Origin of the sequence: Paraburkholderia sp. CI2 (assembly GCF_014201055.1) — a bacterium.
Taxonomy (GTDB): Bacteria; Pseudomonadota; Gammaproteobacteria; order Burkholderiales; family Burkholderiaceae; genus Paraburkholderia; species Paraburkholderia tuberum.
Genome location: NZ_JACHDL010000042.1, coordinates 23,717 through 45,020, shown reverse-complemented (window position 1 = coordinate 45,020; position 21,304 = coordinate 23,717). Strand labels below are relative to the sequence as shown.

Here is a 21,304-nt window from a genome sequence, read left to right as displayed (position 1 = left end):
GTGGATAACCTCTCGCGCTCTCGAATGGGAGATAACTGACGGGAAAATGGATCGCGAAAGGGCTTGACTTCCAATGCCCCATAGAAGCCTCCGTTAAGCGTTGAGTCGCGGGTTGCCCACGGGCGGGCGGCGGGTCGCCTCTCACGACCATGACGCTGCCCGCCGGTGGGCAACCCGCAAGGCGACACGGTTTGCCCTTTAACGTTGATGTTCTCGAATTCAAGCGGCGAACGATAGCCAATGCTGCTGTGCAGGCGGCGTACGTTGTACCAGCCCTCCAGGAACCAGAAGATGCGCTGCCGGGCCTGTTCATGGGTAGCAAAGGGTTCGCGCGAAAGCAGTTCCGCTTCGAGCGTGCCGAAGAACGACTCGCACATCGCGTTGTCGTACGCGTCGCCGGCCGTCCCCATCGACGGTTGTACGCCGGCTTCGCGGCAGCGCCGCCCGAATGCAATGGATGTGTATTGACATCCTTGGTCCGAATGTAGAATGACGCCCTCGTGGCGTCGCTGAAGCAACGCCATATCCAGTGCGCGCAGCATCAGTTCGGCATACAGATGAATTGACATCGCCCAGCCCACAATGCGGCGACTGAACACGTCGAGGACAACGGCCAGGTAGAGAAACCCCTCGCCGGTCGGGATGTAGGTGGCGTCCGCCACCCACAGCACGTTCGCCTCCTCGGCACGGAAGTGCCGACGCACCAGATCCGGAGCGCGGCGTGCTCCCACGCGTTGCCGCGTAGTGTGCGGCCAGCGCCGCCGGCTCGCACCACGCAAACCGGCCATGCGCATCAGACGTGCGACCCGCTTGCGTCCGACGTGTACGCCTTCACGCGCGAGCTGCGCATGGATACGTGGTGCCCCATACGTACCGCGCGAACTCGCATGCAGCGTGCGGATGCGCGCGAGCAGTTGCGCATCGCCACACGAGCGTTTCGATGGCTCACGCACCAGCCATGCGTAGTAGCCGCTCGTGGAGACCCTGAGCAGCCGCGTCATCCTCGCAATGGGCCAGCGGGCCCGGTTCGCTCTCACGAATCCGTACCGCCCTTCGGTGGAACGGCTCCCGTCTCCCTCGCGAACCAGGCCGCCGCCTGCGAGAGAATGTCTCGCTCCATCTTCAGTTGCCGGTTCTCACGACGTAGCCGCGTGAGTTCCTGCCGCTCGGCCGTCGTCAGTCCGTCATGACGCACACCCGCATCACGATCGGCCTGCGCGACCCAGTTGTTGATGGTCTGTTCGGTCGGCTCGAACTCGCGCGCCAGCTCCTCAGGCGTTCTTCCGGCCTTCACCAACTCGACCATGTGGGCCCGGAATTCCACAGGGTATGGGGTACGATGCCTGCCCATTTCGACACCTCCTGATCAAAAGGATAGGTGTCCGTTTTTGCGGGTCAATCTCATGCACCGACCGAAAGCCTGTGGGGTTCGTTGAAAGTTGCACGCCTGCATGGCCGGCACTTTGCGACCCGGCGTGCGGCAATGGATGAAATCGTCGACTGGCTTGGCTTTTATAATTCGCGCCGGCTACACTCGACGCTCGACTACGTCAGCCCCATGACGTTCGAGAAAAACTGGTTCGCCGCTCAACACGGGCGAGCCGCATAAATCTCTCAGCTATGGGATTCGCGAAACAGGGGCAAGGTCATACGTGCAACGTCGCAGCCATGAGGGTATGTCGAAGAAGGAAATTCACCGCTGCCTGAAGCGGTACTTAGTGCGAGAACTTTACCCTCTCATTCTCGCCGATCTAGCGGACTCTACAGCCTTCGCTTGACATAGGAGCGTCAGGAAATTGTGCTTACCTTGTTCGCCCCCCGGTAACGGGCGCCGGATGAGGTGCGAACTCACATCCGGTTCTGCGAGAGCCCCGGAGCGAAATTCTCCGGGGCTACTCACCACTAGGTAGACCCCGATATGGGGAAGTCACCACAACTTTCCCATCACCCGGCGGGAAAGGCAGACACTCAGGCTCCGAGGCCACAATGCGACAGCCGTGCCAGATGGTTACTCGTTGAAGTCCTTGGTGATCGTCGCCGGATTTCGAACCCAAGCTTCGCCCGTGATGTTCATCAGCGATTGCCAGTCGACGATGCCGATGGAGCCCCAAGTGAACATCGCATAGCATAATCCCGTAGGCATGTCCGGTGGCAAAGTGACATCGACCCCGTGCCGCTCGAAGAGCTCGACCAACGTCACCAAGGCCCCGTAGCCGCAAAGGCTCGCACAGTGATCTTCAGGCTCGCCCGTCGGGAGACCATAGATTGCCCAACCGCTCTTCCCAGGTGTGACTCGGCCGTGCGGGCCGGAGGCGAGATTCGCCGAGGCTACGCCGATTTTCACCGGCCCGACATTGGCGATGGCGCCATTTAAAGCCGGCGCGTTCGTCCACTCGACTGAATTGAACCGCCCATCCAAATAGCTTTTACGTTCGATTTGAAACCCGTGCATTTGCATGAACGCGGCGAAATTCGACGAACCGCATTCCCGCGAAGTGAACAGCACCACGTCGTCCGGGATGAACACCTTGGGTTCGGCGCAGGCCTTGGCAAAAGCTTCCTCTGCCCAACTCGAATTCCCTACCTTATCGTTCCCCCAAAAGCCGATTCCGATTGGCCAAGCGATGAAGCTTTCGGGCGCGGCGCCGCCCGCTCTATAGGGTTGGGCAGCAGCAAGTTCATGATTGGGCGTCGGAAACTCGCCGCTTGGAACGAAGATTTCCCCGCCGGACTCAGGCCGATAGGGCTCTGACGCGGCGAGTTCACTTCGGGGTGTCGGTAACGCCCCGCGCGGCATTTTGGTAGTCATCTCCGTCTCCCTCAAAAACGTGAATACAAACGGTTGGGTACCTTAATCACGTTTCCGTTCATGCCGACTAGGATGATCTCGATTTTGCTGAAGCGCCAGCACTGATAACAGGAAATCTCTTAGGGTCAAGCTATTTCGTGACCCCACGTGCAAGCATGACCGAGCCGAGCCTGGGTGGCTTACTTGATGATCGTCACTGGCTTACGAATCCACGCCTCGTAGGTCATGTTCAGCATCGACTGGTGATCGACGATCCCGATGGAATTCCAGGTGAACATCGCATAGCTGAGGCCCACGGGCATTCCCGTCGGCGCTTGGACGGTGACATTATGCTGCCGGAATAAACCGACCAATTCCGCCAAGGTCCCGTAACCGCAAAGGCTCACGCAGTGATCCTCCGGTTGGTGCTTCGGGTAGTTGTACATGGTCCAGCCGCTTGTTCCCGGCGTAACCTTGCCATCGGCATTCGTTTGGAAGTCCTCAGCCCCGACGCCGATTTTCACAGGTCCGTGGCTGTATATGGCGCTCTGCAGAATCGCGGCGTTGTTCCAGTTAACCGAGTTGTAAGGGCCGTCGTCGTATGTCTTGCCGTTGAGTTCGAACCCATTCGTTTGCATCGTCGTCATGACGGCCGTTAGAGTAGCGCCGTTTAAATAGCCATGTCCCTCTGCCCAATTAACCACCGTCGCCTCGGGAATGAATGTCCCCGATACGGCGGTGGCCTTGGCGAAGGCTTCCTCGGCGGAAACGCAGTCACCATAGACGTAGTTATTCCAGGACGACATTTGAACCGGCCACATCAGAAAGCTAGGGGGGACCAATATTTTCGAATCCGGAACATGCGGCATAGCTGCGGCGAGTTCGTGCCGAGGCGAAGGCAGCGCGCCGCGCGGTAGTCGTTTTGTCAAATCTACTGTGGTTGGCATTTGCGTCTCCTGATCATCGTGGGTTGTCGACGTTACGCAAATCGTAGAAGCCTGCCGGGATTCAGCAGAACAAGGCTTAAGGAAATGCCGTCGCGAAAGGCGGGCCGTCGCGAGGATTTCCGACGGATTTCTGCCACCGTCCGGTCGCAGCAAGCGGTGCGAGATTCGCTCACGCGAACTCCGTCCAGCCGCCGCGCGACCGCCGCCCACCTCTCGGCCGAAAGGCGGGCGACTCCCCGCGCAGGCCTATGCGGACCCGGCCGTTATGGTTCCGGCGGACACGTCTTGCGAGCCCGCCCTGCTCGCCGCAGTTGCGTCCGGTGTCGCACTCGCGATCGCGACGCCCGCCGTTGGAGCGGCGCCCGCAGTTGGTAAGTCAGCGACCAAAGCCCGCACGGAGGCCTCCTCCGACAAGCGCAAGAGCAAGTCGCTCGCATTGAGATCTGCCAACTCCGGCGAAACTTCGATCTCCGCGATCGACTGCCCGCGATCGGCAGCCTGCCCCGCCGTCACCTCTGGCTGCTCCCCTTTCGCGGGACGATAGTCTTTCGGTTTGGACGCTCCTACGATTCGTCCGCTCGAATCCAGTACGATCGACATTTTGATCGTCTTTGACGTGGTGGAATCTGGCATCAGATGAACCCTCCTCCTTGAAAAGCAAAATTCGTCGCGACGCCGCTGATGTTTTGAAGCGTCACAAAATAGGTGATTGTGCCATCCGTGTTCCGGCATTTTGCCTGATTACTTGCCTGGATACAGGCACCGGGATTTTCAACTTGCGCGGCGATGCTTTGGGCTCCATGGTCGCCGCCGCCGAATGAGACCCAATAACGACCGCTCGCTCCAGGGGCCAGGAAGGCGGAACCGACATTGTTGAAACCGTTCGTATAGCCGCCTCCCTGAAGAGCGAAGTTGGTCCCAACGTTCCCAATGTTCTGGATCGTCGCCCAATACGTGATCGTGCCGTTCGCGTTCATGCATTTGGTTTGATTTGTGGCCTGCAAACTGCCCCCAGGATTTTCGACTTGACCGCCGATCGCCTGGGCGCCGTGATCGGAGCCACCGTAGGAGATATTGTATCGACCCGTCGCGCCAGCCGGCAGGTAAAAGGAACCCACGCCGTTATATCCCCCAGCGTAGCCTCCTCCTTGGAGGCTAAAGTTCGTCCCAACGTTCCCGATGTTCTGGATTGTCACCCAGTACGTAATCGTGCCGCCGGTATTCATCGTCTTGGTCTGATAGTTCGTCTGGAGGCAGCCTCCCGGATTCGCCGGATCGCCTCCGATGAATTGTGCCCCATGATCGGCGCCCCCAAACGATATCGAATATCGGCCATTCGCGCCCGCGGCGAGATAAAAGGAACCCACATTGTTAAACGCCATTTGCAGTTCTCCACTGGTTCTGCCCGAAGCCTCAGCTCCTATGGGCGCTCAAAAATTGTCGGCAAACACCTCCAAAACAGTCTGTTTTTTGGGCGCTGCGCTCGAAAACCAAATTTAGTGAGCGAAATTGTTTGACTTCTCCTTAAAAAAAGACGCAGCAAAACAGCGACGAAACGCGCCAACATTAAGCTAGCGCGATTATTAAATAAACGTCCAAACCATCACTTGCTAAGCATAACTAAGCAAGAAAATACAATTTGACGTCGATGTCAACTACAAGTCTGACAACAAATCGGTCTTCCAACCACTCATGACCTAATAGTACTGTCGCAGCACTTGCTATTTAGACGCGTCGGCTGAATTCGCAAAATATGAAGATCGTTCGTTACATATGATATGGCTGCCGGAAAAGCGCCCCGCTCTTAGCAAGGAAGAATCGAAATGGACGCATTACGGTGGTATGAAAGAAAAATAGACGATGAATTGTTTTTTGCAAGGCCACGCCAACATGAAATTGGTGCGAAGCCAGGAAATCGTGAGCGATCGTCGCGGTTAGGTGAGCCGGGTAACCTGCCCTGGTTTTAATCCGCAACTTGCCAACGAACTCCGGGCCGGTGTCGACGGCAAGGTATTTGGAATCGGAGCAATCGATGCATTTCGCATAGCCGCAGAAACCTTTTCGAATAGCTCTATATTAAGGATGCTTTCCGCGAATATTTTTTGGGCGTTTCAATTCTACGAATTGGCGTAATTTTTCTCAAATTTCACTCGTTCGACAGTGCGATGAAGACAGCCTTGATTTGGACTTGTCACTGATCTATACCCAATCAACTAGATACGTCTTCTCACGACTATCCAGACGACGAATCGAGTCCGACGAGGCAGCGACATCGAGGATGGACAGAAGCCCTCATTCCGACGTACAACCTGAAGCAAATTGCACGAGGTGACTTATGCCAGACATTTCGGTTATCAACGAATCTACAACTTATCCCAGCGCAGACGTCCAAAGCATGTTGGCGGCGTTTACCCAACAATGGAACCAGGATCTCAGGCCGGTATGGGGCGTGGACACTGCAACGTTCACCATGGTTCCGACGGGCAATGCGCCGCCCACTGGAACTTGGTGGCTAGTGTTTCTCGACGACAGCGATCAAGCGGGTGCACTTGCTTATCACGATTTGACCGACGACGGATTGCCGATCTCGAAAGTGTTTGTCAAAACTATACTGGCCGCTAGATCGAGTGTTAGCGTGGGCGCTACACACGAGCTTTGTGAAATGGCGGTCGACCCGTGGCTGAACAGTGCGTATCAAGACCCGAATGGTACATTCTGGGCGGGCGAAGTCTGCGACCCCGTAGAAGACGACGAGTATGGCTATTCGATCGGCACCATCCTGGTGACTGATTTCGTCACCCCGAACTGGTTTGCGCACCAACATGCGCAGACCGCCATGGACCTGAAAGGTCACGCGCGAAGCGCCTTCGAAGTACTGAGCGGTGGTTACGCGCAAAAATTCGATCCTTCCCACGGTTGGCAACAGGTCACCGGATCAAAGGCGGCTAAAAGCGAGTACAGCAAGGCTGAACCCGGTTCACGCCGTGAAAGACGTAGTCGCAAAACTCAGAGATGGGAGCGCAGCGTCGTAAAATGGAACAGAACAAGCTAGGCAGGAAGCCTGGCAAAAGCGATTGCAACTTGGAAAAGAAACGTTAGCCCGCCAAACACTGGGAATGTAACTGAGCGGTTTGGCACACGATGTGGAGATCAAGGACTCCTGACGGGCGGTGGGCGCTACCGGTAGCAGTTGGGCTAGAGTCGGTTGACCAAGATGGCCGACTGGATACAGTTCCTGATGGCTGCGGCCCTCTCGCGGCTACCGTCTCACGGAGTCCGATTCGGTATCGCTGAACAGGTCCAATTCACCATTTTCGTGCGCGCCTGGCGTTTTAGGCGGGTTGATATCTTTTCGACCATCAATGCAGGGGCTCAGAGAAACAAACCGCATTTTCAAAAACGTTCGGCCCAGGTCGTTTTCGAAGGCAGGTTGTGAATTGCACCCATCAGGCCTCCTGCGGAGTTGCTGCCGACACGGCAGCGCGGTCGATTCGCGCCTTGCGGCGACGCGTATATCGACCAAGTTTCGCCTCGGAACGCCGCATTGTCGATCTTTGCAATAGCGTCTTAGGTCAATTCAATTGGAGATGCAGGCCATGTCATCACCGAAGTTACCAGCAGGCAACGCGCGCGTGTCCTTGGGACAAAAGACAAAAGAGGCCGAAGGTGTTCTGCTTCACAAGTCGGGAACTGAAAGCGTCGCTGAATACGACGCGCTCCAGGCGGCGCCAAGCAAGAAGCAGGCGTACAAACCTGTCGTACGCGACCATTCGAAGGGAGGCTCCCATGCTTAGTTTCGTCAATGCGACGACTCAGGATCTCTGGGTGTCATACATGTTTTATTCACCGGACGTGTGCTCCGGGGAAGGTGGCAATTGGCAAGCTATCGGCTGGTACCACATGGCGCCTGGCGGCAGCACTGTCCCATACGCGAATGATCTCGATGACGTGAACAATCGATACTGGTGCTACTACGCGGAGAATGCGGATCGAAGCGTTGTCTGGGCTGGACCCTACCCGGTGTACGCGCCGGAAAATGCGGCTCCCTTCAACCGCTGCTATCAGATTGGAGACACGGCATCGCGCATCATCGGCATGCGAATGTTCGATGTTGGAGATAGCGACAATTTCACCATGACACTCACAAGTTGAATCGGATTTCAAGCAGTTTGACGGATCACCCGATGCTGCGGCGTGAACACAGCCGCAGCGAACAGAATGGGAAAAAGCACTGTCAGGGGTTGTGTCGCGATAAAGGCGGAAGGATAAGCAAGTCCGATATGGTCAGGACTTCTTACATGACGAGCGAATGGAATTGCTCGGCAGCGGTCCGCTCTGCGCCAGCATCTTTCATCTGGCCCTTCCGGATCATATGCATCAGTTCGATGCCCGACAGGATGATGCGGGCGCAACGAAAATCCTTGAAACCCATCATGGGTTTGACGATACGTTTGATCGCGCGATGGTCCTGTTCGACAACGTTGTTCAGATATTTGACCTGGCGCACCTTGATGGGCGTTTTCCGTTCGGCGTTGATGGCTTGCAGTGCGGCCAGATTGGCACCGCTTTTGTCTACGGTGATGGTCTCCGGTTCGCCGTTCTGATCGATGGATTTCTCGAAGTAGCGACGCGCGGCAGCCCTGTCACGATGGGCTCGCAGCAGGAAATCGACGGTCTTTCCGGCCTTATCCACCGCACGATACAAGTACTTCCACTGGCCGCGCACCTTGATGTACGTTTTGTCCATCCTCCAGCTCTTGCCGACCGGCCGCTTATGTTGGCGAAACGCTTTTTCGAACAAGGGCACGAGTTTGATCACCCAGCGGTGTACCGTCGAATGGTCGTATGCGGTCCACGAACGACGCCACTCACGGGTGCTCTGAGGCGTAAATTGTGTGGTAGGGAGAAGGGTCAGCGGAGATTGGCGGGCATCTTCCACGGCAACAGCGCGTCGTAGTCGTCGACGGTCTTCGCCAGTGGCAGACGTTGGAACAGCCAGGTGAGGTAGCAGTACGGGTCGATGCCGTTGGCTTTTGCTGACTCGACCAGCGAATAAAGATTCGCACTCGCATGTGCGCCAGCAACTGTATCGGCAAACAGGAAGCTTTTGCGTGCGACGACAAACGGGCGAATGGAATTTTCGCAGGGATTGTTCGATATGGGCCAGTTGCCGTTCTCGACGTAACGGATCAGCTTGGGCCACTGCCCATGCAGATAGGTCAGCGCCTTGCCGAGTAAACTTTGCGGCACGACGCCGGGCGACTGTTCGAGCATCAGTTTTTCGATGGCATCGAGTACGTGCGCACTGTATCGTCGTCGCAATCGCTGTCGTCGTTCAGCCGGCCACGTTTCACTGCGCGCCTCCGCCGCGAACAGCTTGCCGATCAGTTTGATGAAGCGTGTGGCGAGCAGATCGGGGGAGCGGGCCGCCTTGGGCACGTTATCTTCGGCCTTGACCAGATACCGTCTCGCATGAGCCCAGCATCCGAGATGCACGAGCTGATACTGTTGCGCGCTGCCGTTGTAGGGCTCGTATCCGTCGGTCATCAGAACCGCGCCCTTGCGAATGCCGGCGAACAGTTTGTCGGCCAGCTTCGCGCCGCGACCAGCCGTATAGGCGAAACAGCGGATGGGCGTTCCCGATCCGGTCATTTGCGCCCAGAGATAGCTTTTCGTTTGCGGCTTGCGCCCTTCTTCCTTCAGGACCTGGAACGTCGTCTCGTCGCAGTAGATCACGTCAGCATCGAGCAACGCGTCGCGCATCAGGTTAATAACGGGCTGCGTCGCGAGACCGACGCGGACCATGCTCGCGGCGAGCGTGTTCGACGAGATGTCGCCACCGAAGCGTCGCAGCAGGCCAGCCTGTCGATAGATCGGCATGCCGAACTGATACTTGCCGGTGGCGACCCACGCGAGTGCCGATTCCGTCAGCAGCCCACGCGGGATGATGCGCGCCGGCGCCGGCGTAACCTTGATGCCGAGGTCGCAGCACGGACAGGCATATTTGACGCGCTGGTGCTGGATGACGCGAATCTGCTCGGGGATCACGTCGAGCTGCTCGCTGATTTCGACGCCGATCTCGACGAGCGCGTGTCCGTCGTGGTTGCAGAAGCGTTCGGCCTCGGGAAGTTCGTGCCGAACGACCTCGCGTGGCAGATTGGGATCGAGCGGTTTGCGATGACCGCGCTTCTTGCGCGTGTGCGCTGCGATCGTGGTTTCGGGAGTATCTTCCTGCGCGGGTGTTGCGTTCGTGCCGAGCACTTCGGCTTCATTGAACAGACCGGGCTGGTCCGATGCGCGAGCTTCGCTCTTCGCGCCGAACAGCTCGCGCCGGTAAGCGCGCAGTCGTTCCTCGGCCAGGTCGCGCTCCGCAGTCACGAGACGCAGTGCGCTGCGTAACCCGTCACACTCTGACTGAAGGGCGTCATGTTCCTCACGTATCGCGAGAAGCGCCCTGAGTTCGTCAGCGTCGATGGTCACGTTGATCGGCATGCCACTTAGACCGGCATGCCGATGCCGTGTTCAACTCACGCGAGCATAATGGCGTTTCGGATGCCGCTGAAGAGCAGCAATGTCGGCACCTTCGAGAAGCCAGTGCAGCAGATCGACGGTCAACGTCACGACTTCGGTTTTGCTGTCAGGCCAGACGAAGCGATCATTGGCCTCAAGTCTCTTGAGCATCAGCCAGAAACCATTGTGCTGCCAGCCCAGGATCTTGACGCGATCGCATCGCCGATTGGTAAAAACGTAGAGCGAGGAATCCATCGGATTCAGGCGCATCGCCTGTTCGACGAGAATCGACAGACTGTTCATTCCGTACCGGAAGTCGACGGGATCGCGGTGCAGGTATACCGTCAGCTTTTCGTCGAACCGGAACACGGCATCCTCCCGAACATCTGGACCACAGTGCTCAGTTCGTCGATGCTCGCTGCACTGAGATCGAGCTCCACGCCGTTCGACAGACATACATGCAGTGAGAGTGTCATCGGCGGTGCCGGAGATACGGATGGTGGCGACAGTGCCGGTGGTAGTGACACGACAGGAACAAATGCAGAGGAGGATTCTGCCGGCGCGGGCCGCTTACGTGAATCCGGCATATCGATGGCGTTGCCATCCATCAATTCGACTGCGGGTGGTGATGGGGCGCGTTCGTCGGCGTCGTCCTTCAGCGTTGCCAATGAGATGCCTTTCTCACGCTCCATCAGGTACTTCGTGGTCCATTTGCGCAGCAGGTTGGCGTTGATCCCATGCTCCTGTGCCAGACGGGCTACCGACACGCCCGGGCGCAATGCAGCCTCGACCAGCGCGCGCTTACCGTCTTCGTCATAGCGACGGCGCCCGTCGCGACTTAGACGAACTACTCTTAACTCTGAGTCATTGCCAGCCATAGGTGTCCACCTCCACGTAGGTGGACACCTATGCTCCTCGCTCATGCCGCCAGCCGATAGACGTCGAAGATGGACCGCTTACGAATGGTCTACCTCGAAACCGCGTTCCGCCATCATCTCTTCCAGATTGCGCAGACTCAGCGAGTACGCCACGTACCACCGCACGCACAGCAAAATTACCTCCAGTGGGTAGTGCAGTCGCTTCAGCACCTTGGCGATCCCAGGCGGCAATGTCTCACGCGGTGTCTTTGTCGTCCTGGTCATCTTGAGCGTCTGCAATTTCCGTTCGCTGAATTTTACCCCAGCGCATTAGCGCGACAGAACCCCGCTAGAACCATCGTTGCGCGTACAGGCCTTCCCTCACAGACCATAAGCTGAGTATCTCGTGTCCAACTAGCGTAAAGCCGGGGCTGCCACGTAGTTGACAGATGGCAGGACGAATCGCTGGATTTACTGGCTCGCTCGGCCGCGACGCTTACATGATCGGAACATTGAGGGTTATCTTGACGCGCTCCATCGCAACGAAGGTACGAAAGCTCTTGACGTTTCCTTCAGCGAAGAACAACGAGCGAGTCAAAGCCGTGTACTCAGCCATATCTCGACAGCAAAGAATCAAGATGAAGTCGACGTCGCCGGTGACGTAGTAGCACTGTTGGACCTGTTCGCACGCTTCGAATCGGGCTCGCATCTCATCTAACAACTCGATGGCTTCATTCTCGGCGGACACGTGCGCAATGACCGTGATCCGTGTGCCCAAAGCGTCGGGGTTTAAGACACTGCGATCCGACGCAATCACCCCCGTACCCCGCAAGCGTTGCAGGCGCCGCGCGACGGACGGCACTGAAAGATTGATCTGCTGGCCTATTTCTCGGTGCGGAGTCTGGTTGTTGCGCTGCACGATCTCCAGGATCTTCAGATCGAAGTCGTCCAGTTCCAAGCTAGGTCGGCGAGTAGGCATGAGAAATTTTCTCGTTTTACGGGCAAAAATAGATAACTTTTAAATTGGCTGGCGAAATAAACTTTCTTCATCAGGCGTTATATCACACCGGTTGGCTGAAGACGAATCCTCGCTCCAGTTCAACGTGTACGGCAGCGCTTGCTCTTCCACGGGACACACATGGAGTTCAGCATGAAGAATCGTTCGTCCGCAGGCTTTCTGAAACTGGCTGCCTTTGCCGCAGCGTCTGCCCTGGCATGCGGCGCCGCGAACGCCGCGCCTACGCTGACTCCCGGCGTGCTGTCGGTCGGCAGCGACATGACGCTACCGCCTCACACCTATCTCGATCACGGCAAACCGGCCGGCTTTGATCCGGAGTTTGTTGGCAAGGTCGCCTCTTACATGAACGACACGACGAAGTTTGTCGACACGCGATTTGCGAATCTGATTTTGGGCGTCACGGGCGGGCGTTACGACATCGTTGCATCGGCCTTGTACGTCACGCCGGAGCGCACCAAGGTCGTCGACTTCGTGCCGTACTTCATGACCGGCGGTTCCCTCATGGTTAGCTCAACGGGTGGGTTGAACCCCAAGACCGTTGGCGATCTGTGCGGAAAGCGAATCGGCTCGATCAAGGGCGCAGCATGGATCAAATACATCAATGCCGCGTCGGATAAGGCTTGCGTTGCTCAAGGCAAACCGGCCGTTCAGGTGCGCGAGTACGATACATCCGCTGAGACGGCTCAAGCCATCCTCTCGCAAGGCATCGACGCACAGTACGAAGACGTGTCGATCGCGGGCCTCATCGTCGACAAGTCCGGCGGCCGTTTGAAGCTCACGTCGAACAGTCCGCTCGATCCCGTCGTATGTGGGCTCGCGATGAAGAAAGGCAACAAAGAACTCAAGTCTCAAATCGAGTCTGCAATCGCTCAGATGAAGGCAAAGGGCGAATATCAGGCGCTTCTGAAGAAATACAACGTTGTTGCACCGACCGAGGCCGAAATCGCCAAGGCGATGGGAACCGCACAGTAACAAGGTTCCTCAACAGCAATCGGCTGACATTGTTGGAGACACCCCATGATTTTCGACTGGCACTACGCTCTCTCGCTGCTAACTTTCGCGGACTTTTGGAGTGCCGTGTGGTTAGTCATCAAACTGAGTCTGGCCTCATGGCTCATCAGCATCGTCGCAGGCTTTCTGCTCGCTCTCGGGAAGCAGTCCACGTGGCGACCAGTCTCATGGGCGTGTCGCAGCTACGTCTGGTTTTTCCGCAGCCTGCCTTTGCTCGTGCTGCTGATTTTTGTCTACAACCTTCCGCAGATTTTTCCGTGGACCGGCTCCTTCCTTTCTAATGCGTTTTGGGCTGGGCTGATAGCCATGTCACTCAGCGAAACCGCATACGTAGCGGAGATCCACCGGGGCGGCCTTGCGGGCGTTCATAAGGGTCAGCTTGAGGCCGGAAAAGCACTTGGCATTGGCTATCTCGGTCTCCAGCGGCTCGTCGTTCTGCCGCAGGCGTTCCGTGTAGCCCTTCCGGCCCTCATCAACGAGTACATCAGCATGGTCAAGCTGACGTCGTTGGTGTCTGTTATCTCGCTTGAGGAAATCTTGCTCGTCGGCGAGCGCTTGTATACCCAGAACTTCAAAGTTCTGGAAACGATGCTCGCTGTGGCGGTCTATTACGTACTCATCGTAACGGTCTTCGGGTATCTCCTCAGTTATGTCGAGAAACACCTCGATTTCACGCGCCGAAGCGGAGACGTTCGTACCAGCGATGCAGCCGTGGCCGAAAAGGTCGTTCCAATTGTCGTGCCCGACCGCAAGCCAACGCCCGCTATCGAGGCAGTGAATATCCATAAACACTACGGCAGCCACCATGTACTGAAAGGCATCAATCTGAAGGTGATGACGGGCGAAGTGATCTCTGTCATCGGGCCGTCCGGATCGGGCAAAACGTCGCTGATTCGAACGCTCAACGGACTCGAATTGATCGACGACGGTGACGTAAGACTCAACACCAAGCCTTTCCTCTCAAATCACCAAATCTCCCATCAGTCGCGTGCCGCTTATCACAAAGGCATTCTGCACATCGGCATGGTGTTCCAGAGCTTTAATCTCTTTCCTCACCGCACCGCCCTGGAGAACGTCACCCTGGCCCCGCAATATCATTCCCGACTCAAGGGTGAGATGCTGGAGCGCCACGGTCTGAAGTTGCTCAACAAGGTGGGCATGGGGGCGCATGCGTACAAGTATCCGCACCAACTCTCCGGAGGCCAACAGCAACGAGTTGCCATTGCGCGGGCGTTGGCGATGGAGCCGTCGATCGTGCTGTTCGACGAGCCGACGTCGGCGCTTGATCCTGAATTGGTTGGTGAAGTCTTGCGTGTCATCGAAGACCTTGCTCGAGAAGGCATGACAATGATCGTCGTCACGCACGAAATCGACTTCGCAATGAAAGTGTCCGATCGCATTCTCTTCATGGAGGGTGGCGTCGTCGCCCACGACATGACGCCCGCGCAGTACCAAGCCATGCCGCGTGATTCCCGCGTGGCCCGCTTCTTGAAGGGATGCCGGGAAGAGCACGAGCACGTCACGGCAACGGCTTGATAACGGACCCCTCAGCTTCGATAGGAACAAAAATGATGACCTCTTTGCCGTTCCCGGTAAGCGAGTTCGATGCTCGCCTGGAACGAACGCAGACGTCTATGCGTAAAGCGGAACTGGATGCGCTGGTGCTAACGACGCCTGCGAATTTTCGTTACTTCACAGGTCTGGACAGTCAGTTCTGGGAAAGCCCCACCCGTCCCTGGTTTCTCGTTATTCCAGCCAGCGGCCCGACCATCGCGATTGTCCCGTCCATTGCTGAAGTTGTCGTGAAGCAGTGCGTAGCGGGTAGCGTGGAGACGTGGCCCTCGCCTCGGCCCGAAGACGAGGGCGTGTCGCTTCTCGCGTCCGTCGTGAACGATCTGCCCCGCCGCTTCGGAACGGTTGGATTCGAGCTGGGTCGTGAGTTCGCCTTGCGTATGCCGGTACTCGACTTTCTGCGGCTGCGCGACTTGTTGACGTCTGAGGCGGTTGACGGGTCGCCTTGCATTTGGGAAGTGCGCAACATTAAGTCACCTGCCGAAATCGAGAAAATCCGTCAAGCCTGTCAGATCGTCAGCCGCTCCTTCGCATCAGTCCCGGAAATCGCGAAGCTGGGGGTGACTGAGGCGCAGGTATCTCGGGATCTGACGGTGGACATTCTCCTGGAAGGCGCTCACACAGTTCCGTACGTAGCGTGTGCATCGGGGCCCGGGGGATACGATCAGATCATCGCACGCGGAAGCCGGCGTGAGTTGAGGGACGGCGATGTGCTGATTATCGACGTCGGCGCGACCATCGATGGATATTTTTGCGATTTCGATCGCAACTACGCCGTCGGAAAAATCTCGGACGATGCTCGTCGAGTTCACGATGCAGTCTGGGTCGCAACTGAAGTTGGGATCAACACCGCGAGAGCCGGCACAAAGGTCCGGGATCTTTGGAAGGCGATGATGGAAGTCCTCGAAGGGGCTGGTATGCGCGGCAACAACGTCGGACGGCTCGGTCACGGACTTGGCCTTCAGGTCACCGAGCCTCCGTCAAACAGTGCGGCGGACGAGGCAGTGTTGGAGCCTGGCATGGTCATCACCATCGAGCCTGGTATGGAGTACGAGCCAGGCAAGATGATCGTCCACGAGGAGAACATCACCATTACAGAGGACGGTTTTGCCGACGTCCTGACCGTTCGGGCCCCGCGAGAGATGTGGGCCATCAATTAAGCATTTAGACGTAGGACGAACCATGACGGACCTTGCTTTCACTATCGACGAATACCGCAACCGACTTGAATTAGTTCAACGAGAACTTAGCGCGCGGCAGATCGACGTCGCAATTCTGGACGAGCCGGAGATGATGGGCTGGCTTTCCGGCTACTGGACGACCGAAAACCTTTGGCGCGCGTGTGCAGTTCCGGCTGTCGGCGAGCCGGTTTTGCTCGTGAGAAAATTGGACATGGCACCCGCGAAGGAGCGGAGCTGGTTCAAACACATTGTTGGCTTTCTTGATTGGGAAGATCCACTGCCGCTTTTGGTTGGAACTGCCCGAACGCTGAATTTCGCACTTGAGCGTGTGGCGGTTGATTTTCAATCGCACTCATTTACCGTTGCGCGGATGAGGGATCTGCGCGAGCTTCTTCCGCGCGCAGATATCTGCGATCTGAACCGCTCACTGTGGGATCTGCGCCGTTGCAAGTCCGAAGAAGAAATCGCACTGATGCGGCGAGCTTCCGCGCTTGTCGACGAGGCGCTGAAACACACGGTTTCTTCGATCGGTGAGGGTGTACTTCCTCGCATTGTTGCTGCCGAAACGGCAGCGCAAGTCTATAAGCTCGGTTTCGACGACGGATTCATTGGCCCGATCACGGTCGCTACAGGTTGGGATTCGTTGCATGGATTCATGCCCGAACGGCCTTTGAAAGCCGGAGACCTGGTTCATATCGAGCTTTTGCCGCGCCTGCGGGGTTACTCCGCTCGCATCATGCGTTGTGTCGCTGTGGGCGGTGCCAGCTCTGAACAGAAGCGCGTAACGGCGTTGCTTGCCGAGATTCAGGATCGGCAGATCGCGGCAATGCGACCGGGAGCGATTGCATCCGAGATAGACAGCATTGTTCGACGGGGAGTAATCGAAGCCGGCCTGCGTGAAACCTACGAGAACATCACTGGATACACGCTCGGCTTGACCCCGATCACCACCCAGCGGACCAGCGATCTTCACCGCTGCTTTACTCCGATAGCTGACTGGAAACTCGAGGAGGGCATGGTGTTTCACGTCTACACCTCGGCGGCGGGGATCGCGCTGAGCGAGACGGTAGTCGTCAGGCAGGAAGGCGGAGAACGATTGACGCGTTCGCCTCGCGTTCTTTTCGAACGATGAAAACCAATCGGCGCCAGCCTCGAAGCCTGGCGCGGCCGTTCTTTGCGCACTGAGCGGATCAGCCGATTGTAAAGCTAGGCAAGCACGTCACGGCCCCGAGTTTGCTGACATGTTGACTCTCATTTGAACCTTCGGTAAATAGAGCCCAACCTCTATCTGTGAACGCGCGCTTCGTGGGATCGAGCAAATTGGTCCGCTCGCTTGCTTTTCGGCCTACGAATTTCGAGCAAAGGGCGATAAAAATTTGCATTTTCTCCCCGGTAATAGAGACGTAATTGCTGTGGTGATGAAATATTATTGTGACTGACTCACTTTCGCCATTCAGGCTGTTTTAGTTGTCACGGAAGAATCGCGTGCCTGTTCGGGCACCTCACATGGAGTAAAGGTCGTTATGCTGATCAAAAATCCCCACGCGTCCCGCAGCGGCTATCCGGAAGACCTGCGCGTAGTGATGAATATCAAGTCAGCGCAGGAAAGCGGTATCTGGCTCTCACACTGGGATCAGATTAACCGATCGGTCACGCCGTTGTGGGATCTTCCCGACGCAGCAGAAGCTTTGGGCGTTGCACAACTGTGTCTCAAAGACGAGTCGGTACGTTCGCCTCTTGGCAGTTTCAAGGCGTTAGGCGCTCCCGTGGCGTTGATGCGCCTTATCGCTCGGCTGTGGAGTTCGGAAGCGACGTTCGATCCACGACTGTTGATCAATGGCGGATACTCCGGCCTGCTTGAAGGTCTCACTGTGATCAGTGCAACCGATGGTAACCACGGAAAGTCCCTTGCGGCGGCGGCGCAAGCCATCGGGTGCCGCTGCGTGATCGTGCTGCACGCCAATGTAAGCGTTGAGCGTGAAAAGTCGATCGCCGTATACAACGCTGAGATCATCCGGATCACCGGCAACTACGACGAATCAGTGGAACATGCAGCGCATCTCGCCCAGACGAACGGCTGGCATGTCGTGTCGGACACTTCTTATGAAGGCTACGAAGTCATCCCGCGCGATGTCATGCAAGGCTATGGCGTCATTCCTGACGAGGTTATCGCGCAGCTCGAAAGCTCGCCGTCGAAGGCCCCTCTTACACATGTGTTTCTTCAGGGCGGCGTTGGGGGCCTCGCTGCTGGCATTGCGACCTATCTCTGGGAGCACTACGGTGTTCAGCGTCCAACCTTCATCGTGGTTGAGCCTCAACAGGCGGATTGCCTCTATCAGAGCGCAATCGAAGGGTACGCGACGACTGCAACCGGCTCGGTCGACTCCGTGATGGCGGGTTTGGCTTGTGGTGAAGCATCCCCGCTCGCGTGGAAGTTTCTTCAACCATGCGTCGACCACTTCATGACGATTTCAGACGATGACGCGGTGAAGGCGATGCAAACGCTGGCACGAGGCACTGAAAGGGATGCGCCGCTGGTTGTCGGCGAATCTGGCGCTGCGGGATTCGCCGGTGTGACGGTGTTGGCGCAAAACCCGGAGCAAGCTCGTGCGGTGGGCCTGACGTCTGAATCGCGGGTGCTGGTGATCAGTACGGAAGGTGCCACGGCACCCAATACCTACGCCGAACTCGTTGGAGAGACCGCTCAATCCGTGCTGGCGCGGCAGCAGGAGTGGCTGCACGGCTGCGCGGTACGGTGACAATGATGAATACGACTGTTGGACTGGATCACGCGCTGGACCGTCCATTGCAGGAAAGCTTGCGCAGCTGGCGACATCACCTCCATCAGAACCCGGAGACGGGTTTCGAGGAAGTCCGGACGTCCGACTATGTTGCACGGGTTCTTTCGGCGCTCGGCCTCGAAGTGCATCGCAATATCGGCGGGACGGGGTTGGTTGCGAACCTGAAGGTCGGCAACAGTCGTCGAGCCATTGGGGTGCGTGCCGACATGGACGCACTGGAGATCGCCGAGAAAGCTCCCGGTCGCGCGTACGCTTCCTGCTCCCCGGGCAAAATGCATGCGTGCGGCCACGACGGGCACATGGCTTTGGTTCTCGGGGCCGCGCGGCTGCTTGCGGAAAGGAAGGACTTCGATGGCACCGTCCGGTTCATCTTTCAACCCGGCGAAGAACACGGTCGCGGTGCGAAAGCAATGATGGCGGACGGACTGTTCGAGCGTTTCCCGGTCGAAGCGATCTTCGGCGCGCACAACATGCCGGGCATGCCTGCAGGCAGGTTTGCGACCCGCCGAGGCGGGATCATGGCGAGCGAGGACAATTTCGTGATCGTCGTTCGCGGACGCGGCACACACGCGGCGCGCCCCCATATGGGCGTTGATCCGATCGTGGTCGCCTCTCAGATCGTCCTGGCTTTTCAAACGGTCGTCTCGCGAAATCTCGACCCGAGTCTTTCTGCCGTTATCTCTTGCACCGAGTTCATAACGGATGGACTTCGCAATGTGGTTCCATCGACAGTGACGATCAAGGGCGACACGCGCAGCTATCTTCCAGAGGTTCAGCACCTGCTTGAATCTCGGATGCGTGAGATCAGCGATGGTATCTGTCGCACGAACGGTATCGAGTGTGATTTTAGCTATACGCATGAGTTCTCCCCGACCGTGAACAGCGCGGAGTGCGTGGACACAGCGGTTACCGCGGCTGCGAACGTTGTCGGTTCAGAAAAGGTCGACGCTAACGTACAACCGATGATGATTTCCGAGGACTTTGGCGCGTTCCTTCAGGTCGTGCCGGGCAACTTCATCTTCATCGGTAACGGGGATGCTTCGCAGCGCGGCAATGTTCCATTGCACAACGCTGCTTACGATTTCAACGACGACATTCTCGACACGGGTGCTCGCTACTTCGCAGAGGTCGCTCGGGTGGCGCTTGCTGGCCAGTGAGCTCGCGCGGTCCGCACAACTGTAACCAGGTGAGAAGGCAAGATGAACGAGACAGGCGATCGGCAAGCCGCTATCAGTCTGGCGGAGCAGATTTTCGACTCCGGCGACTTCCTGCGCGACCTCGAACGACGTGTAGGTTATCGGACAGAAAGCCAAAATCCCGCCCGAGCACCTGCGCTGCTGTCGTATCTGGCGGAAGAGATCGCCCCCGTACTTCAGCGGCTCGGATTCGAGACGAGATGCGTGCGCAATCCTTCCGATGTCGATGCACCCATGCTTCTTGCCTCGCGATGGGAAAGCGACGCTCTGCCTACCGTAGTCACTTACGCGCACGGAGACGTTGTCCGAGGCTACGACGCGCAATGGCGCTCTGGGCTGGAGCCGTGGCGCATTGTTGTCGAAGGCGATCGCTGGTATGGACGTGGGATCGCGGACAACAAGGGCCAGCATTCAGTCAACCTTGCCGCACTTGCCGCAGTTATCGAAGCCCGGAAAGGCAAGCTCCGCTACAACGTGAAGATGATCTTCGAGACAGGTGAAGAAATCGATTCGCCAGGGCTCGACGCGCTGTGCTCGGCCGAACGCCACTCCCTCGCCGGCGACTTGTTCATTGCGTCTGATGGCCCACGTGTGTCCGCCGAGCGACCGACCGTCTTCCTTGGGTCGCGGGGCGAACTGAACTTTGAGCTGACTGTGGCCTTGCGCGAAGGTGGCCACCATTCTGGAAACTGGGGTGGCGTCCTTCGAAATCCCGCCACTGTGCTGGCGAGCGCGATATCGTCGATCGTCGACAACAACGGACGACTTCTGGTGACTGAGTTATTACCTCCACCGATACCGGACGCCGTGCGCAATGCGATCGCCGATATTCAGATTGGCAAAGACAGTAGTGCGCCTTCCATCGACCCCACTTGGGGGCAGCCGGACCTAACGATCGCGGAGCGGGTTCTCGCGTGGAATACGATTGAAGTTCTAGCATTCACGGCCGGAAATCCTGAGGCACCCGTTGGTGCTATTCCCCCGACCGCCAAGGCTTATTGCCAGATGCGTTTCGTGATTGGAACGGATTGGGAAAACGCTGAGCAACACCTTTCGAATCGCCTCGCAAAGTGCGGAATTATGGACGTGCAGGTGAAGGTAACGTCGGTAACGAAAGCAACAAGACTTGACGTTACGCATCCTTGGGTGAGCTGGGCGATGACGTCGATCGAGCGCACCTGTGGCAAGCGTCCAGCCCTCATACCTAATCTCGGTGGAACCGTGCCTAACGCTGTATTCGCTGAAACGCTTGGCTTGCCGACCATATGGATTCCCCATTCCTACCCCGCCTGTTCGCAGCATGCGCCGAACGAACACTTGCTCGCATCTGTCGCTCGCGAAGCGCTCGCCGTAATGGCAGGCGTATGGTGGGACCTTGGAGAAGGCGCGGCAGCGTCAATAGCATCGACCATCAAGCGCTGAG

Annotated in this window: 16 protein-coding genes and 4 pseudogenes; 10 read left to right on the top strand and 10 right to left on the bottom strand. The window is 57.4% G+C overall.

Annotated features, from left to right (window positions below):
- Window positions 1-212: 212 nt before the first annotated feature.
- Window positions 213-1,351, bottom strand: a pseudogene (locus tag HDG32_RS34530) (IS3 family transposase); the annotation flags it as partial.
- Window positions 1,352-1,402: 51 nt separating this feature from the next.
- On the opposite strand from HDG32_RS34530, the pseudogene HDG32_RS34525 reads away from it, so the two are divergent.
- A pseudogene (locus tag HDG32_RS34525) lies at window positions 1,403-1,609 on the top strand (IS3 family transposase); the annotation flags it as partial.
- A gap of 399 nt (window positions 1,610-2,008) precedes the next feature.
- Here HDG32_RS34525 and HDG32_RS34520 read toward each other — a convergent pair.
- The 3 genes from HDG32_RS34520 to HDG32_RS34510 form a co-directional block, all read right to left on the bottom strand.
- A complete protein-coding gene (locus HDG32_RS34520) occupies window positions 2,009-2,809 on the bottom strand; it encodes a hypothetical protein (RefSeq protein WP_184074143.1) in 801 nt (266 codons plus the stop codon).
- A 179-nt stretch (window positions 2,810-2,988) separates the two neighbouring features.
- A complete protein-coding gene (locus tag HDG32_RS34515; protein WP_184074141.1) occupies window positions 2,989-3,735 on the bottom strand; it encodes a hypothetical protein in 747 nt (248 codons plus the stop codon).
- 632 nt (window positions 3,736-4,367) lie between these two features.
- On the bottom strand, window positions 4,368-5,117 hold the full coding sequence (locus tag HDG32_RS34510) for a hypothetical protein (protein WP_184074139.1): 750 nt from the start codon (window positions 5,115-5,117) through the stop codon (window positions 4,368-4,370).
- Window positions 5,118-6,070: 953 nt separating this feature from the next.
- On the opposite strand from HDG32_RS34510, the gene HDG32_RS34505 reads away from it, so the two are divergent.
- On the top strand, window positions 6,071-6,787 hold the full coding sequence (locus HDG32_RS34505; protein ID WP_260336703.1) for a hypothetical protein: 717 nt from the start codon (window positions 6,071-6,073) through the stop codon (window positions 6,785-6,787).
- 734 nt (window positions 6,788-7,521) lie between these two features.
- Window positions 7,522-7,887, top strand: coding sequence for a DUF1036 domain-containing protein (locus tag HDG32_RS34500; protein ID WP_184074137.1), 366 nt, complete (start codon window positions 7,522-7,524; stop codon window positions 7,885-7,887).
- Window positions 7,888-8,029: 142 nt separating this feature from the next.
- Here HDG32_RS34500 and HDG32_RS34495 read toward each other — a convergent pair.
- From HDG32_RS34495 to HDG32_RS34470, 6 genes and pseudogenes are all read right to left on the bottom strand, one after another.
- Window positions 8,030-8,578, bottom strand: a pseudogene (locus HDG32_RS34495) (IS6 family transposase); the annotation flags it as partial.
- A gap of 68 nt (window positions 8,579-8,646) precedes the next feature.
- Window positions 8,647-10,227 (bottom strand): IS66 family transposase, encoded by a 1,581-nt coding sequence (gene tnpC / locus HDG32_RS34490; protein ID WP_184074135.1) that lies wholly within the window; start codon window positions 10,225-10,227, stop codon window positions 8,647-8,649.
- 30 nt (window positions 10,228-10,257) lie between these two features.
- Window positions 10,258-10,614: an IS66 family insertion sequence element accessory protein TnpB gene (gene tnpB, locus HDG32_RS34485; RefSeq protein WP_167368694.1), complete on the bottom strand. Its 357-nt coding sequence runs from the start codon at window positions 10,612-10,614 to the stop codon at window positions 10,258-10,260.
- A complete protein-coding gene (locus tag HDG32_RS34480) occupies window positions 10,590-11,123 on the bottom strand; it encodes a transposase (RefSeq protein WP_184074133.1) in 534 nt (177 codons plus the stop codon). The genes tnpB and HDG32_RS34480 overlap by 25 nt, the downstream gene beginning before the upstream one ends.
- An 81-nt stretch (window positions 11,124-11,204) precedes the next feature.
- Window positions 11,205-11,387 (bottom strand): annotated as a pseudogene (locus HDG32_RS34475) (IS6 family transposase); the annotation flags it as partial.
- A gap of 211 nt (window positions 11,388-11,598) precedes the next feature.
- The gene (locus HDG32_RS34470) at window positions 11,599-12,060 is read right to left on the bottom strand and encodes an Lrp/AsnC family transcriptional regulator (protein WP_311540552.1); all 462 of its coding nucleotides are present in this window, start codon (window positions 12,058-12,060) and stop codon (window positions 11,599-11,601) included.
- 192 nt (window positions 12,061-12,252) lie between these two features.
- Here HDG32_RS34470 and HDG32_RS34465 point away from each other — a divergent pair, with 192 nt between their 5' ends.
- The 7 genes from HDG32_RS34465 (at window position 12,253) to HDG32_RS34435 (ending at window position 21,303) form a co-directional block, all read left to right on the top strand.
- Window positions 12,253-13,092 carry a transporter substrate-binding domain-containing protein gene (locus tag HDG32_RS34465; RefSeq protein ID WP_184074129.1) on the top strand — a complete coding sequence of 280 codons (840 nt, stop codon included), beginning with the start codon at window positions 12,253-12,255 and terminating at the stop codon, window positions 13,090-13,092.
- 45 nt (window positions 13,093-13,137) lie between these two features.
- Window positions 13,138-14,667, top strand: coding sequence for an amino acid ABC transporter permease/ATP-binding protein (locus HDG32_RS34460; protein WP_184074127.1), 1,530 nt, complete (start codon window positions 13,138-13,140; stop codon window positions 14,665-14,667).
- Window positions 14,668-14,699: 32 nt separating this feature from the next.
- Entirely contained in the window at window positions 14,700-15,863 is a 1,164-nt protein-coding gene (locus HDG32_RS34455; protein WP_184074125.1) for a Xaa-Pro peptidase family protein, read from the top strand.
- Window positions 15,864-15,885: 22 nt separating this feature from the next.
- Window positions 15,886-17,016, top strand: a complete 1,131-nt coding sequence (locus HDG32_RS34450; protein WP_184074123.1) for a Xaa-Pro peptidase family protein — start codon at window positions 15,886-15,888, stop codon at window positions 17,014-17,016.
- A 391-nt stretch (window positions 17,017-17,407) separates the two neighbouring features.
- Complete coding sequence (locus tag HDG32_RS34445) at window positions 17,408-18,643, top strand: diaminopropionate ammonia-lyase (protein ID WP_184074121.1); 1,236 nt, start codon at window positions 17,408-17,410, stop codon at window positions 18,641-18,643.
- A 5-nt stretch (window positions 18,644-18,648) separates the two neighbouring features.
- Complete coding sequence (locus HDG32_RS34440) at window positions 18,649-19,842, top strand: M20 aminoacylase family protein (protein ID WP_184074119.1); 1,194 nt, start codon at window positions 18,649-18,651, stop codon at window positions 19,840-19,842.
- Between the two features lie 42 nt (window positions 19,843-19,884).
- Complete coding sequence (locus HDG32_RS34435; RefSeq protein ID WP_184074118.1) at window positions 19,885-21,303, top strand: M20 family metallopeptidase; 1,419 nt, start codon at window positions 19,885-19,887, stop codon at window positions 21,301-21,303.
- Window position 21,304 lies beyond the last annotated feature (1 nt).

What these genes read in the sequence shown, in the direction of transcription:
- HDG32_RS34520 (WP_184074143.1), bottom strand. Translation starts at nt 2,809, where the DNA reads ATGACTACCAAAATGCCGCGCGGGGCGTTACCGACACCCCGAAGTGAA.
- HDG32_RS34515 (WP_184074141.1), bottom strand. Translation starts at nt 3,735, where the DNA reads ATGCCAACCACAGTAGATTTGACAAAACGACTACCGCGCGGCGCGCTG.
- HDG32_RS34510 (WP_184074139.1), bottom strand. Translation starts at nt 5,117, where the DNA reads ATGGCGTTTAACAATGTGGGTTCCTTTTATCTCGCCGCGGGCGCGAAT.
- HDG32_RS34505 (WP_260336703.1), top strand. Translation starts at nt 6,071, where the DNA reads ATGCCAGACATTTCGGTTATCAACGAATCTACAACTTATCCCAGCGCA.
- HDG32_RS34500 (WP_184074137.1), top strand. Translation starts at nt 7,522, where the DNA reads ATGCTTAGTTTCGTCAATGCGACGACTCAGGATCTCTGGGTGTCATAC.
- tnpC (WP_184074135.1), bottom strand. Translation starts at nt 10,227, where the DNA reads ATGCCGATCAACGTGACCATCGACGCTGACGAACTCAGGGCGCTTCTC.
- HDG32_RS34480 (WP_184074133.1), bottom strand. Translation starts at nt 11,123, where the DNA reads ATGGCTGGCAATGACTCAGAGTTAAGAGTAGTTCGTCTAAGTCGCGAC.
- HDG32_RS34465 (WP_184074129.1), top strand. Translation starts at nt 12,253, where the DNA reads ATGAAGAATCGTTCGTCCGCAGGCTTTCTGAAACTGGCTGCCTTTGCC.
- HDG32_RS34460 (WP_184074127.1), top strand. Translation starts at nt 13,138, where the DNA reads ATGATTTTCGACTGGCACTACGCTCTCTCGCTGCTAACTTTCGCGGAC.
- HDG32_RS34455 (WP_184074125.1), top strand. Translation starts at nt 14,700, where the DNA reads ATGATGACCTCTTTGCCGTTCCCGGTAAGCGAGTTCGATGCTCGCCTG.
- HDG32_RS34450 (WP_184074123.1), top strand. Translation starts at nt 15,886, where the DNA reads ATGACGGACCTTGCTTTCACTATCGACGAATACCGCAACCGACTTGAA.
- HDG32_RS34445 (WP_184074121.1), top strand. Translation starts at nt 17,408, where the DNA reads ATGCTGATCAAAAATCCCCACGCGTCCCGCAGCGGCTATCCGGAAGAC.
- HDG32_RS34440 (WP_184074119.1), top strand. Translation starts at nt 18,649, where the DNA reads ATGAATACGACTGTTGGACTGGATCACGCGCTGGACCGTCCATTGCAG.
- HDG32_RS34435 (WP_184074118.1), top strand. Translation starts at nt 19,885, where the DNA reads ATGAACGAGACAGGCGATCGGCAAGCCGCTATCAGTCTGGCGGAGCAG.